The 15,939-nt window shown below is 36.5% G+C and carries 13 protein-coding genes; 11 read left to right on the forward strand and 2 right to left on the reverse strand.

Annotated features, from left to right (window positions below; all coding sequences use genetic code 11):
* The first annotated feature begins 457 nt into the window (after positions 1-457).
* The 11 genes from mnmH to AC1W31_RS11390 all read left to right on the forward strand — a co-directional run bounded on the left by mnmH (position 458) and on the right by AC1W31_RS11390 (position 12,664).
* Complete coding sequence (mnmH, locus tag AC1W31_RS11340) at positions 458-1,552, forward strand: tRNA 2-selenouridine(34) synthase MnmH (protein WP_481734560.1); 1,095 nt, start codon at positions 458-460, stop codon at positions 1,550-1,552.
* Between the two features lie 129 nt (positions 1,553-1,681).
* Complete coding sequence (gene selD / locus AC1W31_RS11345; protein WP_481734561.1) at positions 1,682-2,722, forward strand: selenide, water dikinase SelD; 1,041 nt, start codon at positions 1,682-1,684, stop codon at positions 2,720-2,722.
* Between the two features lie 77 nt (positions 2,723-2,799).
* Positions 2,800-3,942: a Na+/H+ antiporter NhaA gene (nhaA, locus tag AC1W31_RS11350; protein ID WP_481734562.1), complete on the forward strand. Its 1,143-nt coding sequence runs from the start codon at positions 2,800-2,802 to the stop codon at positions 3,940-3,942.
* A 645-nt stretch (positions 3,943-4,587) separates the two neighbouring features.
* Positions 4,588-5,304 (forward strand): class I SAM-dependent methyltransferase, encoded by a 717-nt coding sequence (locus AC1W31_RS11355; protein ID WP_481734563.1) that lies wholly within the window; start codon positions 4,588-4,590, stop codon positions 5,302-5,304.
* A gap of 63 nt (positions 5,305-5,367) precedes the next feature.
* Positions 5,368-7,125 carry a glycosyltransferase family 39 protein gene (locus AC1W31_RS11360; RefSeq protein ID WP_481734564.1) on the forward strand — a complete coding sequence of 586 codons (1,758 nt, stop codon included), beginning with the start codon at positions 5,368-5,370 and terminating at the stop codon, positions 7,123-7,125.
* Between the two features lie 84 nt (positions 7,126-7,209).
* Positions 7,210-8,742: a SulP family inorganic anion transporter gene (locus AC1W31_RS11365; protein WP_481734565.1), complete on the forward strand. Its 1,533-nt coding sequence runs from the start codon at positions 7,210-7,212 to the stop codon at positions 8,740-8,742.
* A gap of 140 nt (positions 8,743-8,882) precedes the next feature.
* The gene (locus tag AC1W31_RS11370; RefSeq protein WP_481734566.1) at positions 8,883-9,980 is read left to right on the forward strand and encodes a D-TA family PLP-dependent enzyme; all 1,098 of its coding nucleotides are present in this window, start codon (positions 8,883-8,885) and stop codon (positions 9,978-9,980) included.
* 407 nt (positions 9,981-10,387) lie between these two features.
* The gene (locus AC1W31_RS11375; RefSeq protein WP_481734567.1) at positions 10,388-10,984 is read left to right on the forward strand and encodes a LemA family protein; all 597 of its coding nucleotides are present in this window, start codon (positions 10,388-10,390) and stop codon (positions 10,982-10,984) included.
* Positions 10,985-11,071: 87 nt separating this feature from the next.
* The gene (locus tag AC1W31_RS11380) at positions 11,072-11,506 is read left to right on the forward strand and encodes a TPM domain-containing protein (RefSeq protein ID WP_481734568.1); all 435 of its coding nucleotides are present in this window, start codon (positions 11,072-11,074) and stop codon (positions 11,504-11,506) included.
* Between the two features lie 166 nt (positions 11,507-11,672).
* Positions 11,673-12,380, forward strand: coding sequence for a TPM domain-containing protein (locus AC1W31_RS11385; RefSeq protein ID WP_481734569.1), 708 nt, complete (start codon positions 11,673-11,675; stop codon positions 12,378-12,380).
* 74 nt (positions 12,381-12,454) lie between these two features.
* Complete coding sequence (locus tag AC1W31_RS11390) at positions 12,455-12,664, forward strand: hypothetical protein (RefSeq protein WP_481734570.1); 210 nt, start codon at positions 12,455-12,457, stop codon at positions 12,662-12,664.
* Positions 12,665-12,830: 166 nt separating this feature from the next.
* Here the strand turns inward: AC1W31_RS11390 and AC1W31_RS11395 are convergent, their stop codons facing one another.
* Together AC1W31_RS11395 and fmt are read right to left on the reverse strand one after the other, a co-directional pair.
* The gene (locus AC1W31_RS11395) at positions 12,831-14,711 is read right to left on the reverse strand and encodes an acyl-CoA dehydrogenase (RefSeq protein WP_481734571.1); all 1,881 of its coding nucleotides are present in this window, start codon (positions 14,709-14,711) and stop codon (positions 12,831-12,833) included.
* 128 nt (positions 14,712-14,839) lie between these two features.
* Positions 14,840-15,784, reverse strand: a complete 945-nt coding sequence (gene fmt / locus AC1W31_RS11400) for a methionyl-tRNA formyltransferase (protein ID WP_481734572.1) — start codon at positions 15,782-15,784, stop codon at positions 14,840-14,842.
* Positions 15,785-15,939 lie beyond the last annotated feature (155 nt).

Consider the following 15,939-nt stretch of genomic DNA (forward strand, 5'->3'; position numbering starts at 1 on the left):
ATATAAGCGTTGTTGGCGTTCATCTAATTGATTAAAATAATTGCGTTCTTCGAGGGTAATTTCCATATAACTAAAAATCAGTATTGAATACGAAGATACAATATTATGAAAATTAATTAGACCAACTTATTATTTACACGTTACTTAGCATTAAAATAAAACCTTTTGATGAAAAAATGTTCATTCCAAAAAATAATTTTTACTTTTACTTAATTAATAAAATCAAACATTAATATCTAACGAATATCGTCATGGCAAAAGGAACTGGAATGCAGAAAGCTGTTAAAAAAGAGCCTCTGAAAACTGCAAAAGAAAAGAAAGAAGAAAAAAGAGAAAAAAAATCTAAGAAAGACTAAATCAAGAACACCATATTCTGGTGTTCTTTTTATTTGTAGACAGGTTTTAGGAATTAAGTGTTGGGGATTAGTATTTTACGTTATTATATTTCTAATTAATCATGGCAGTAAAAAGAATCAATGTTGAAAATTTTCTGGAATTGGCAAAAACGCAACTCGTACTGGATGTGCGAAGTCCAAGCGAATACGCCCATGCTCATATTCCAAATGCGCATAGTCTTCCTTTGTTTTCGGATGAAGAACGGAAAGTTGTTGGAACGGCCTATAAGCAAATGAGCCGTGAAAATGCCATAAAATTTGGCTTGGATTACTTCGGACCTAATATGCGAAAGATGGTTGAAAAAGTAGAATCCCTTTCAAAAGTATCTGATAATGAACCACATACTTCCAAAAAAATACTCGTGCATTGCTGGCGTGGAGGCATGAGAAGCGGGGCTGTTTCTTGGCTTTTAGATTTGTATGGCTTTCAGGTTTTTACGCTTGAAGGCGGTTATAAAACCTATCGAAATTGGATTTTACAGCAGTTTGAAAAACCCTATATTTTCAAAATAATTGGCGGATTTACGGGTTCGGGGAAAACGCCTTTGTTGTATGGTTTACAACAAAATAATCACGCAATTATTGACTTAGAAGGTTTGGCAAATCACAAAGGCTCAGCTTTGGGAGGCATTGGGCAAGCACCCCAACCTTCACAAGAAATGTTTGAGAATTTGTTGGGAATGGCATTATCGAAAAATGACATACAAACCCAAATTTTCTTGGAAGATGAAAGTCAACGAATTGGCAATATGCAAATTCCGATGGCGATGTGGCACAATATGCGTAAAAGTTTGGTTTACTTTATGGACATCCCGTTTGAAGAACGACTAAATTATTTAACGGAAGAATACGGCAAACAAGCCAAATCGGAATTAGTAACGGCCATCATGCGAATTCAAAAGCGTTTGGGCGGTTTAGAAACTAAAAATGCAATTAATTATTTATTGGAAAATGACTTTAAAGAGAGCTTCAGAATCCTGCTGAAATACTATGACAAATGGTATGAAAAAGGGCTTTACAATCGTGAAAATGCCCAAGAATTAATCCAGAAAATAGAATCTCAAGTAGTTGATAATAAGATTAATACAAATATTTTAATGAATCAAATTCGTGCGTTGAGCTTGGACGCTCATGGAGGTTCAAACGAGAACGTTTGAACCAGTAAAAAGAGATTAATACGATAATTTTAATGAAATTTATGTTACGGTACACGAATTTTACGGATTAGACACGGATAAAATAAAATCCGTGTCTAATCCGTAAAATTCGTGTGCTATCATCAAACAATGGAACAAATAAAATTAACCCAATATTCACACGGAGCGGGCTGTGGTTGTAAGATTTCACCACAAGTTTTGGACGTAATTCTGAAAGGCAATATTGCCATGCCCGATAACGATAAATTGATTGTCGGAAACCATAGCAAAGATGATGCAGCGGTGTTGGACATGGGCAACGGAACGGCACTAATTTCGACGACCGATTTTTTTATGCCCATTGTGGACGACCCTTTTAATTTTGGGAGAATTGCCTCGGCAAATGCCATTAGCGATGTGTATGCGATGGGCGGAAAACCCGTTTTAGCCATTGCAATCCTTGGTTGGCCCATCAATAAATTATCGCCCGAAGTAGCGCAACAAGTGATTGATGGCAGTCGCAGTATTTGTAAAGAAGCAGGAATTTCACTGGCGGGTGGACACAGTATCGACTCGCCCGAACCAATTTTTGGCTTGGCGGTAAACGGCATCGTTCCCATCGAAAACATCAAACAAAACAACAAAGCCCAAGACGGAGATGTACTATTTTTGACCAAACCATTAGGCGTAGGAATCTTGACAACCGCCGAGAAAAAGGCCATTCTCAGAGATGAACACAAGGATTTGGCGGCAAATCAGATGATGCAACTCAACAAAGTGGGTGAAGAATTGGGCAAATTGAGTTCGGTAAATGCTATGACAGACGTAACGGGTTTTGGGCTTTTGGGACACCTTACCGAAATGGCAGAAGGTAGCGGATTGAGTGCGGTCGTTGATTTTAAAAATATCCCTTTAATTACCGAAGCCATTTTTGAATACATCGCACAAGGTTCTGTTCCTGGTGGAACAAACAGAAATAGAGATAGTTACGGGCATAAAATTGGCAAAATGTCCGAAGAAAAATGGGCCATTTTAGCCGACCCACAAACCTCGGGCGGATTGTTGATTTCGGTGAGTAAAGACAAAGCCAACGAAGTAATTAATATGTTAAAAACCAATGGTTTAGAGAAATTCATTACGCCGATTGGATTCTTGAAAACGCAAGGAGACAAAGTGGTTGAAGTGGTTTAATATACTTCATGAATAAGTAAAATTCTAATAACTGTTGCATTAGGATTATTGAAAATTAAATTTTAAGAAATCCCACGATGAAAATAACAAAATTATTTAAAGATTTTTCTGACAGCGAAAAATCGGGCGGTATCACGTTAATTGCTTGCACAATCATTTCAATGGTCTTGGCAAATACTGCTTTGGGGAGTGAATATACCCATTTTTGGCATACTACTTTAGGCGGACAAAGCATTGAATACTGGATTAACGATGGCTTGATGACCATATTTTTCTTACTCATCGGACTCGAATTGGAAAGAGAAATCTACATTGGCGAACTCTCAAAAATTAAAGATGCACTTTTGCCAATTTTTGGTGCTTTGGGAGGCATGATTATTCCGGCAGGGATATATTTATTGCTAAATTTTGGCACTTCTACACAATCAGGAGCTGGAATTCCCATGGCAACGGACATTGCTTTTGCCCTCGGAGTTTTGTCTTTATTGGGTAAGAGAGTTCCTACCTCGCTCAAAGTATTTCTTACCGCATTGGCTGTAATTGACGACTTAGGGGCTATTATGGTAATTGCAATTTTTTATACCAAAGCAATTATCTTGCTAAATTTAGCCATTGCTTTGGGTATTTTTATCGTTTTAATTGTGTTGAATCGGTTAAAAATCAGAAATCTCATTCCTTACTTAATTGGCGGGTTTGCGATGTGGTATTTTATGTTGAATTCGGGTGTTCATGCCACCATTACGGGCGTACTTTTAGCTTTTGCAATCCCTTTCGGTAATGGCGACAAAAAATCAACTTCATATATTTTGCAGCATTTTTTGCACAAACCAGTAGCATTTATCATTCTTCCCCTGTTCGCATTAGCCAATACGGCAATTATGGTAAACACGGATTTGAGTGAAATTATTTCGCAGAAATTTAGTTTAGGTATTTCTTTGGGATTGGTCATTGGCAAACCCATTGGTATTGTGCTACTCACTTTTTTGGCTGTCACTTTCGGAATTTGTAAACTACCAAACGACTTAAATTGGAAATCAATTATTGGCGTTGGGTTTTTAGGAGGCATCGGATTTACGATGTCCATTTTTATTACCCTACTCGCTTTTGATGATTCTGAGCTACAAAATGGCTCAAAAATTACAATTCTCATTGCTTCAGTGATAGCGGCAATTATAGGATTCATTTCGCTCTATTTCTCTTTAAAAAATTCAAAATCATAAAATAAATGAATAGGTAAGTATATATACTTATTACCTGTCTGTAAAATATTCATAATTAGTATTTTAAAGGTCAGTACGGAATGATATCAATGATTTTTCATTTATGGCAAGATTTATTAAATACATAAATCCTTCGGGTATTAACAGTAATTAGATTTGTATTAGAATTACCAAAACAATTACATTTAAAGTAATTGTTTTGGTAATTTTGGTGTAATAAAGTATCAAAAATGAAACATAAAATTTTACGTTCATAATTCTGCGTTACTATCAGTTTATTATTTCATTAGTAAAATCACTACCCCAACAAAGAATATAAAGCGATATTCTTTCCTCTCTTTTTGCACTAATTTTCATTGCAAAACAGTTTCCTCCCTTCTATCTAAGGATAATATCGGGTATATAATGACCCAAAACAATACACATTTCTACCTATTGACATTTTTACTCAGCTATATTTTAGATTGTCTGTAACTGGACAATTCTGAATAAATGATGACTTTACTCTATTCTCCGATGAAAATTGGATATAGTCAATAGGTTACAAACAGTTTTTTCAAAGGGCTATTTTATTGGTTATCTAACGATAGTCGATTACATAAAACTATGTACAAGCCCTATATTTTCATACGTAAAACCAAAGTTATGTTAAAACAAAATGTAGAGGTATTTAACCAAAATGTACAAGAAAATGGTGGTTTTTTGTACACAACCAATTCACTATTTTCATCCTATGTAGCAAACAAGAGAATTTCGGAAGAGATTTTTAAGTTTATTAAGCCTCAGTATAAAACATTGATAGATATTGGTTGTGGAGATGGTTCATACACCAATGAAATCAAACAGAACTTCCCCAATTTAGAAGTCAGAGGGTTTGACCCTGCTTCAAAAGCCGTTGAAAAAGCAACTACAATATACCCCGATGTTATTTTTGAAACCGTCAATCTTTTGGATGAAAATTTACAAATCCCTGCCGTGAAATATGATGTTGGTATAATTAGAGGTGTCTTACATCATCTAAGTGACCAACAAAAAGCAATTGAGAATGCCTTTAAATTAACGGATAATATCATTATTATGGAGCCCAATGGTAATAACCCAATTTTAAAATTCATTGAAAAAACTTCTAAATACCATATCGAGCATGAAGAGCAGTCTTTTTTTGAATGGAGTTTGAAGAAATGGATTAATAATGCAGGAGGAAAAGTAATTAACTGGTCTTATGTAGGTTATGTTCCATTCTTTTTTCCGACCCCGGCCGCAAAACTTATCTACTCATTACAGCCTATCTTAGAAAAAATACCTGTTTTAAAACACGTATTCTCCGCTCAATTTATCATCGCTTGCAGTAAGAAAAACTAATAACTTCAACGTTTAAATTCAACACACGGCATTATATTCCGTGTGTTTTAAAATTCAATTTATATGAATCTTACTCGTCTAACTTACGCTTTCCTTTTTTTGATTGTAGTAATTGGATTCGGAATCCGAATTCATAATCTTGATAAACATGGTATATTTTTAGATGAAAAAGCAACCATACTCATAAGTCAAGGGATGGCTTTAGAAGGTAATTCTCAGAAAAACTGTTTTTATACAGTAGGGAAGAACACCTTTACACCAAAAGAATTTTGGGCAGATAAAAACCTTGATGATTATTACGATAGTATTAGACGAAGTGACATTGGCAATAGTCCATTCTATTACTTTGTGCTGCATAATTGGATAAAGGTATTTGGTATTTATGATTATTCCATTCGTTTTTTATCTGTAATTTTTAGCTGTTTACTCATTGTACTTTTATATTTTTTTATCACAGAACATTTTAAAGATATTAAATTAGCTTTATTAGCGTGTTTTTTAATGGCGATAGAACCATTTTTCATTGCTATTAGCCAACAAACTCGAAACTATTCCATGAGTTTTTTTTTAACATTATTGGCAACTCATATTTTTCTGAAAATTATTAAAAATGAAGAAAATGATATTAAGTCGTTAAGGTTATATTGGTTTTACGGCATCTTATGCGCATTATGTTTATTATCACATTTTTTAACAGCAACGGTTTTCATGGTTCATGGAATGTACGTTTTATTGTTTGTTCGGAAATCGAGACCTTGGGTTTTACTACCCCTCTCTTTAGTGATTGGTGCATTAGCTTTTAGCTATTGGATAACCAGTGGAGGTGGAGATTATACCTTCCAAACCCTTAATTATCAAGCAAAGATTTACTATGCACAAGCTCATCTAAATCCAAATCCACACGCAGGCTATATTGACCCGGCAACGGTTGAAAACGTAACAAAAAAGGCTCTTCCTATTTTTACTGATTTATTCATTGCCAGTAATAACATTCTGGCGAATATAGTTGGTAAAAAGAATTTTTTAGTTGCTCTCTTTATTACTATTTTCTCCGTATTTTCACTATGGAAATTTAAAAAATCAGAACAAAGAAGATGGTTATCATTCATTATTGGGATAAATATATTGGGCTATTTCATTTATTCCACTGCAAAATGGCAATATTTAGAAATAGTTAACGGTGTGCTTCTACTCTACCTATTTGTTGAATATTGGAGGGATACCAAACAAGGTATTGAAAAACAACAGCTTTGGTTACTATTATTTTTAACTTTCATTCCAACCATTTTTTTAATCATCATGACTTTTAAAAATGGTCATACTTTTGGTCTAACTCAACGCTACTCAGGATTTTCATTTCCCTATTCAACTATTTTCCTCAGTATTGCTTTATTAAACGCAAATCAGCAGATAAAACCCCTTAACTACTTTATTTGGGGTTTATTTGGAGTTCAATTACTCTTTGTTAGAAAAACGATTAACACGGTTTTAAACGATGAATCACTGAAATATAACTACCGTAACAAAGCACGTACTGAAAATCCATATCTTAAAATTGCCAACGAATTGGTCAAACAATATCAAACGGGGGATACGATTACTTATCCATCTTATATTAAAACATTTTATGAAGGAGATACTTACGTAAACAGTATTAAAAGGTCGGTATTGGATGCACAATATGTAAATTTGTATCTCCCAAAAGATGCCGAATACATCCAAACGATTGATGCGAAGGAGGCAAACAAAGTAATATTAACAAAAAAAGATGGCAGGAAAATAGAAATATTTGATTTCAAGGGAGATACTTTTAGGTATTAACAACAAATCATAATTCTGTTAACTGCTATATTCCATTTAATCTAAAACTTGGAAGTAGCATAACACACCAAGCACAAACAATTTATGACGCAAATTTTCAATTTATTTGATTTTAAACAAAAAGTAGATTATAGAATAGAAATTTTAGCAGGTTTAACCGTAGCAATGACCATGATTCCCGAATCATTATCTTTTGCTATTTTAGCTAAATTTCCACCTCTCATGGGTCTGTACGGGGCATTTATCATGGGGATAGTTACCGCTATTTTTGGAGGAAGACCGGGATTAATTTCTGGGGGAGCAGGAGCAACGACTGTTGTATTAATTGCCTTGATGAATTCTCATGGTTTGGAATACGTTTTTGCCGCCGTTATTTTGGCAGGTATTTTTCAATTATTCGTGGGCATTTTTAAATTGGGCAAATTCATTAGACTCGTTCCACAACCCGTTATGTTTGGGTTTGTAAATGGATTAGCTGTCATAATTTTTATGGCTCAATTGGAACAATTCAAAACAGTGATTGACGGCCATTCCGTTTGGCTATCAGGAACATCCCTATATACAATGGTAGGTTTGGTTGCTTTGACAATTACGATAATTCTTATTTTTCCTCGTATTACAAAAACTGTCCCTGCATCTTTAGTAGCCATTATTATTGTTGGGCTTTTAGTTTTCTGGTTGCAAATTGATACTAAAACTGTAAAAGATATTGCCTCAGTTAGTGGTGGATTACCTCCTTTTCATCTTCCAAATATCCCTTTAACGTTAGAAACACTCAATATCATTCTTCCTTATGGACTTATCATGGCGGGTGTGGGACTAACCGAGGGTTTACTAACGCTAAATGTGGTAGATGAAATTACTCAGACTACTGGTAATGGAAATAAAGAATCATTAGCCCAAGGTGCGGCAAATATTCTCAATGGGTTCTTCTTTGGAATGGGGGGCTGTCCGATGATTGCTCAAACTTTAGTTAATCTTTCAGCAGGAGCCAGGGCGAGACTCTCTGGTATAATTGCTTCTTTAACAATTTTGTCCATTATTCTCTTTGCATCCCCTATTATTGAAGCTTTACCAATGGCGGCATTAACTGGTGTGATGATGATGGTTGCTTTTGGAACTTTTGAATGGATGAGTTTCAGAGTCATCAATAAAATGCCTAAACCTGATATTTTTGTGGGTGTATTAGTTGCTATTATCACCATTTGGCTTCATAACTTAGCGTTGGCAGTACTGATTGGCGTTATCATTTCAGCCTTGGTTTTTGCTTGGGAAAGTGCCAAACGGATTCGTTCAAAAAAATATATTGACGATAAAGGCGTAAAACACTATGAAATATATGGGCCACTTTTCTTTGGCTCATCGACTACATTTTCCGAAAAATTTGACGTAATCAATGACCCGAATGAAGTAGTTATTGATTTTAAGGAAAGTAGGATTGTAGATATGAGTGCCATAGATGCAGTGAATAAAATAACAGAAAAATATGCTAAAGTGAGTAAAATAGTGCGTTTAAAGCATTTGAGCTATGATTGTCGGCAACTACTTAAAAATGCTGATAAAGTGATTGAGGTTAATGTGATTGAAGATCCTACTTACAAAGTTGCCGCTGATTAAGTAAGGTTTCTTAATTATCTACAAAACGACAGTTGATATTTATTAAACTAATTACAAATCCCATTACCTTACAATGGTCATGGGATTTTTTGCTTTGTGTAATTTCGTAAATTGAGGATTATTTAACAAATCCCATCCTTATGAACTGGTTTGACATAAAAAATATTGAAGAAATTGATACGCCCGCTTTGCTAATTTACCAAGAAAGGGCAAGACAAAACATCGAAAAAGCCATAGAATTAGTACATTCCATTGAGCAATTACGTCCCCACGTAAAAACGCATAAACTCCTGAAAATCACGGAGATGATGATACAAGCGGGTATTCATAAATTCAAATGTGCTACCATTGCCGAAGCTGAAATGCTGGGCATCGCAAAAGCAAAAGATGTATTAATTGCTTATCCAGTTTTAGGGCCAAAAATTAAGCGTTTACAGGCTTTGAAACAGCAATATCCCAAAACAAAATTTTCTTGCGTAATTGATAATCTGGATATAGCTAAGCAACTTTCGGATTGTTTTATGGATGATATATTGGATGTTTTTATTGACTTAAATATAGGCATGAATCGCACGGGAATTTCGGTAGAATATGCGTTAAATTTATACACGAATTCCCTCAATTTAATGGGAATCCATGTTATTGGTCTTCACGCCTACGATGGTCATATCCACGACACGGACGTTTTGGAAAGGAAACATAAAACCGCTAAAGTATTCCAATTAATCTCGCTTGTGCAACTTGAAATTGAAAAATTTGCGGAGAAAAAATTAAAAATTATCGTGGGTGGCACGCCAACTTTTTCGCTACACGCACTAGCTCACCACGACGTTGAAGTGAGTCCAGGTACTTTCATTTTTTGGGATGCAGGATACAAAAGCTTGATGCCAGATTTTAATTTTCTTTGGGCGGGAATAATCGCAACGAGAATTATTTCTGTCGTTAACAAAACGACACTTTGCCTTGATTTAGGGCATAAATCTATTGCGGCTGAGAAACCATTACCTCGCATCAAATTTTTAATTAATGATGAGATAACTCCTATCGGTCAGAGTGAAGAACATTTGGTTGTTCAAGTTGAAAATACGGATAAATACACACTTGGTGATGTTTGGTATGGTGTGCCAATCCACATTTGTCCGACCGTTGCTTTGTATAATGAGGTGAAAGTGGTGCAAGAAAATAGGGTGGTTGATACTTGGAAAGTAATTGCCAGAGATAGAATCATAACGATTTAGAAACTCAATACAGCATTTAACAAATTTCCGTGCTTCCTGATTCGATTTTGAGATTAACATTACTTTTAAAAATGATTTTTTATTATTCCTGTTGTAAACCGTACAAAAAAGAATACATTAGTTCTATTATTCAGAAAAATATTTCAAATAATCCTTCATAAAATGAGGGCTTAAATCTTTAAATCCATAATGAATAACAACCGTTACCCACCAAAAACCAAATATTCGCCATAGATTTCATCGGTATTTCAAAAAAATATCTACATTTGGCTGATAATTTGATAATTTGACGGTATGATCAGTTGAAAATAGAGTGAACAAAGCCTTTTTCATGTTATTGTTTTCAAGTTTCAAGTTATTAAAATTAATTAATCTTCAAATTACCAAATTTTCAAATTTAAAAAATTATGTCAAAAGGACTTCTTATCGGATTGGGCGTTGCTGCCTTAGTATTATTTTGGGGTATTGGTGTTAGAAACGGAATGGCTACTGGAAATCAGGAAGTTGAGGCTTCTTGGGCAAATGTCGAAACAGCTTATCAACGTCGTGCGGATTTAATTCCAAACTTGGTAAAAACCGTTCAAGGCGTTGCCAATTTTGAAAAAAGTACCCTTACGGACGTTATCAACGCTCGTGCAAGTGCAACCCAAATCAAGCTGGATGCCAAAGATTTATCGCCCGAAAATATCCAAAAATATCAAGCGGCACAAAGTCAATTGAGTGGTTCGTTGTCACGTTTGATGGCAGTTGCTGAAAACTACCCACAATTGAAAGCAACCGAAAACTTCTCGGAATTACAGTCGCAGTTGGAAGGTACTGAAAACCGTATCAAAGAAGAAAGAGACCGTTTCAACGGAACTGTAAAAGGTTACAACAGCAATATTGTAACTTTCCCTAACAGCTTAATTGCCAGCTTCTCAGGATTCACAGTAAAAGGATATTTCCAAGCCGATGCAGGTGCTTCAAAAGCGCCAAACGTTGATTTTGGTGGTGGTGCAAAATAATATTTTTGGTTTACGGTAAAAGGTTCACGGTGAATGTTTTACCGTGAACCTTTTACCGTTTATCCTTCACCGTTTACCCCAAAAATCATGTCCCAAAATTTTCTTTCTGATTCTCAAAAAGCCGATATAATTAAAGCTATTCAAGCGGCTGAACTCAATAGTTCGGGTGAAATCCGTGTGCATATCGAAAAAACATGCCCTACTGATAACGTCCTCGATCGTGCTACCGAAGTATTTATTGAACTTGGGATGGGCAATACCGCCCAACTAAATGGCGTACTTTTTTACCTTTCGACCGATGACAGGAAATTTGCTATTTTAGGCGATAAAGGCATTGATAAAGTTGTTCCCAAAAACTTCTGGGAAACCACTAAAATTTTGCTTAAAACCAATTTTTCACAAGGACTTTTTGCCGAAGGTTTAGCTCAAGGCATACACTCGGCAGGCGAACAATTAAAGCATTTTTTTCCGTATCAATCAGATGATGTGAACGAATTACCTGATGATATTTCATTTGGATAAATTACTGAAGCACGAAATAGCACGGGCAACGTTTGCTTTCGTGAATCGGACTCAAATCTTTTATCGTACAATCACGTGCTACATTACCAATCAACACAATTTCATGTCCAGAAAATTAATTATATATTTCTTTTTTACTGCTTACTGCTTATTGTTTACTGCAAAATTGAACGCACAAGACATTCCAGCAAAGCCCAATCCTCCGAGGTTAGTCAATGATTTTGTCATGAAATTAACGCCTTCGGAATTACAATCTTTGGAACAAAAACTCAAAGGATATGCCGACAGCACCTCCACGCAAATTGCCATTGTCATCGTAAAAACTACGGGAGATTCTGACCCCTACGATTACGCCATGAAAATTGCAAAAGACTGGGGCGTGGGCCAAAAAGACAAAAATAATGGCTTGGTGCTTTTGTGGGCAACCGAAACCCGAAAACTCAGAATTGTAACGGGGCGAGGCATGGAAGCAACTATTACCGATGCAGTTTCTAAAAGAATCATTAACACCATTTTGAAGCCCTATTTCCAAGCAGGTCAGTTTTATCGAGGTTTAGACGAAGCCACTTCAGAAATTATGAAAAGAGCCTCGGGAGAATTTGAGGCTGAACCAACGGAAGATGATGGTTCGGTTATTCCATTTCTTATCGTTATTTTGGTCGTCATTATTATCTTATACATCATCGGCAGAAATAGCAAAGGTGGACGCAGTGGCGGAGGTGGCTTTATGGGTGGCGGTTGGGCTGGTCCCATCATTTTCTCATCGGGCGGTTCGTCTGGTTGGGGCGGAGGAAGTTCTGGCGGTGACGGCGGTGGCTTCGGCGGTTTTGGTGGTGGCGATTTTGGTGGCGGTGGCGCTGGAGGAGATTATTGATAAATATTGTGTAATTTAGTAGCAGTAAAACCATAAGTTATTGTTTTACTGCTACTAAACTTATAAAAAAAATTATGTCAGTATTTGATATATTACAAACCGATGTCTTAAAGATAGAAATGCCTCGTTCAGTAATGAATGATGAACAATTCTTTGAGTTTTGTACACCCAATAAAGATTGGCAAGTAGAACGTTCAAAAGATGGTCAAATTTTAATTATGCCTCAACATATATCAAGAATAACGAAATTGCAAGGCAATTATGATGAATGGAAACTGTCTTGAAATCGTTTCAAAGTCAAACAGAAGAATCAATTAAGGCATTATTTATAAAATTTGAAACCATTCCAGAGGATGCAATTTTCTCTTAAATTTTACTGAACCCAGTTACGAACATAATATTGTAAAAAAGGCTTAACAAAATTCAACTTGTTAAGCCTTTTCATTATCCTCAAAACCAAGCCGCCTCCATCTCCACTGTCACATTATCCTCACTCAAAAGTCGCTTCATCAAGGAATCAATTTTCACTAATTCATATTCATAAAAATACCGTAACGTAAAGATTTTACCTTGGTAAAAGTCGTAATCATCGCCCGTCGCTCCTGCCTGCAAAGCCTCTTCTGCCTTGATGGCTTGCACCAACCATTGCCACGCAATTGTCATAATTCCGAAGAGTTCTAAATACAAAGTGGCATCCGATAAAAAGATTTCTAAATCATTGCTCGCCAAGCTCAAAAGGTGTTTCGTTACGTTGTCAGTTTTACCTAAATATACTTGCAATTTCTGAGTAAAAGGCTTTAAACGGTCAATTGAACTTGCTTTCTCAATCGTTTTTAAAATTTCAGCCACCAATAATTGCAATGATTTTCCGTTTTTGATAATGATTTTTCTACCTAATAAATCCAAGCCATGAATACCCGTTGTACCTTCGTGGATGGGGTGAATTCTGGCTTCACGGTAAAATTGTTCTACGGGAAAATCGGTCGTATAACCCGCACCGCCTAAAATTTGGACGGCGGCGGAGGTCGTCAAACAACACATTTCCGAAGGGTACGATTTGGCAATGGGCGTGAGTAAATCCAACAATAAATGATAATGCTCTTGCTCCTCTCCTTCCGTCACCGAAGCTAAATCTGCATACATCGAACATTGCGTTAAAAGTGCCATCGAACCCTCTACAATGGCTTTTTGGAACAACAACATCCGCTTCACATCGGCATGACGAATAATCTGAACTTGGGGTTTGGTAATATCTTTATCCGAAATCAATCGCCCTTGTGGACGCTCTTTTGCGTATTCGAGTGAGGCATAATAAGCGGCAGTCCCGATGGCGGTGGCGTTCATTCCCACGCCAATACGAGCCTCATTCATCATCTGGAACATATATGTCAAACCCTTGTGTGGCTCACCCACCAAATACCCAAAAGCATTATCATTCGAGCCAACCATCAAATGGGCAATCGGCGCTCCTTTATAACCCATTTTGTGATAAACCCCAGCGGTCAAAACGTCGTTGTCTTGTAGCTTTGAGCTGTGAGCTTTGAGCTGTGAGTTTTCGCTCGAAATCCCTTGCTCATTGCTCATTGCTCGTGGCTCATCGCTCACGGTTCTCTTCTGTGGGACTACAAAAAGTGAAATTCCCTTCGCTCCTGCAGGGCCACCTTTTATTTTGGCAAGCATCAAATGGATTACATTATCACAACCGTCGTGGTCGCCCGCTGAAATGTATATTTTTTGCCCTTTTATTTTGTAAACGCCTGGGCGGCACTCCGCATCATTTTCAGTCGATTCTGCGGTGGTAGAAATATCCGAAAGCGAACTTCCTGCATCGGGTTCGGTAAGTGCCATGGTGCCTTGCCACTCACCTGTGTACATCTTGGGCGTAAAAGTTTCCTTTAATTCCTGAGAACCAAAACTACGAATCAAATTTGCCGCTCCAGAAGTCAAAAATGGAAAAACCGAAGAAGAATAATTAGCAGCTTGAAAAATAAAAGCCGCCGAACTCAACACCGTAGCAGGAATTTGCTGTCCGCCTTCATCATAAGAAAAACCCGCATTTATCCAGCCATCTTCCCCAAATTTTTTCAAAATCGGAAACATACCCTCGTGAATTTTGATTTTGCCATCCACCAATTGCGGTTCTTTTCTATCCATCTCCGTCAAAAGCGGTTTCAAGAGTTTTTCCGAAATTTGTTCAGCCGAATCCAGTACCATATCAAACGTTTCACGGGCATGGTCTTGAAAGTATGGATATTTGGTAAGCGACTCTACATCAAGCACTTCGTGAAGAAGGAATTGCAAATTTCGTTTTGAATAAAATTGAGTTGCCATGTTTTTAGTTGTGAATTAGTGAATTGTGATTTAGTGATTTTATGGACGCAATGTTCATCGGATTTGTTACGATTTAATTCAGAATTGATATTTAAATTTTGTAAATGGAATAACTCACAATTCATAAATCACAACTCACCAATTATTCGATACCCTCTCAAAAACTCCTCAATTCCCATCCGTTTTTTGCCCTCTGATTGCAAATTCTCAATCGCCAAAAAGCCATCAGCACATTGAAAATGAAGGTATTTTTTGCCGTCGGTGGTGTATGAACCGGTTATCTGTGAAGACACAGACAACAACGGATTTTCCGCTTCCAATATCCTCGCTTCATAAATCCGACAAGTTTTATCATTCAACATCGTCCAGGCCACAGGATAAGGCGAAAGCCCACGGATAAAATCATGCACTTTTTTCACAGGCTGATTCCAATCAATCTGACAAGTTTCCTTAAAAATCTTCGGAGCATGGTGAATTTCTCCCGTTTCGTCCTGTGGTTCTTGCGGATAAACACCCGATTCAATGGCTTTTACGGTTTTCAAAACTAATCCAGCCCCTTTGTGCATGAGCCGATTATAGACATCACCCACATTATCCGTAAGTGAAATGGGCTCTTTTTCTTGAAAAATTATCGACCCTGTATCAATTTCTTGTTTCAAAAAAAAAGTTGTAACACCTGTTTCAGTCTCTCCATTGATAATCGCCCAATTGATGGGAGCGGCTCCACGATATTGCGGAAGCAACGAACCATGAAGGTTAAAAGTACCTAATTTCGGCATCATCCAAACAACTTCTGGCAACATTCTAAAAGCCACAACAATCTGCAAATCAGCTTGATAGCCCTTTAATTCTTCTAAAAATTCTGGATTTTTCAATTTATCAGGTTGTAGAATCGGAATGTTAGGAGCATTCTCTAAAAGGTACTCCTTCACGGGCGACATTCCCAATTTTTGCCCACGTCCAACGGGTTTATCGGGAGCAGTAATCACTGCCACGACGTTATATTTATTTTCTACTAAAATTCGTAAACTCTCAACCGCAAAGTCGGGAGTTCCCATGAATATTATTCTCATTTTCTTATCAATAAATTCTTATTTAAAACGACTTATTTTTATAAAATTCTGATAATCAGTTAATTACTTCACTGATGCTTAACCCCAAAAACCTAATTCCTAACTATTATGCTAAAAAAACACTTTGAATTTCTTAAAGTTTTCGTAAATTTGTT

The organism is Arcicella sp., from assembly GCF_964672035.1.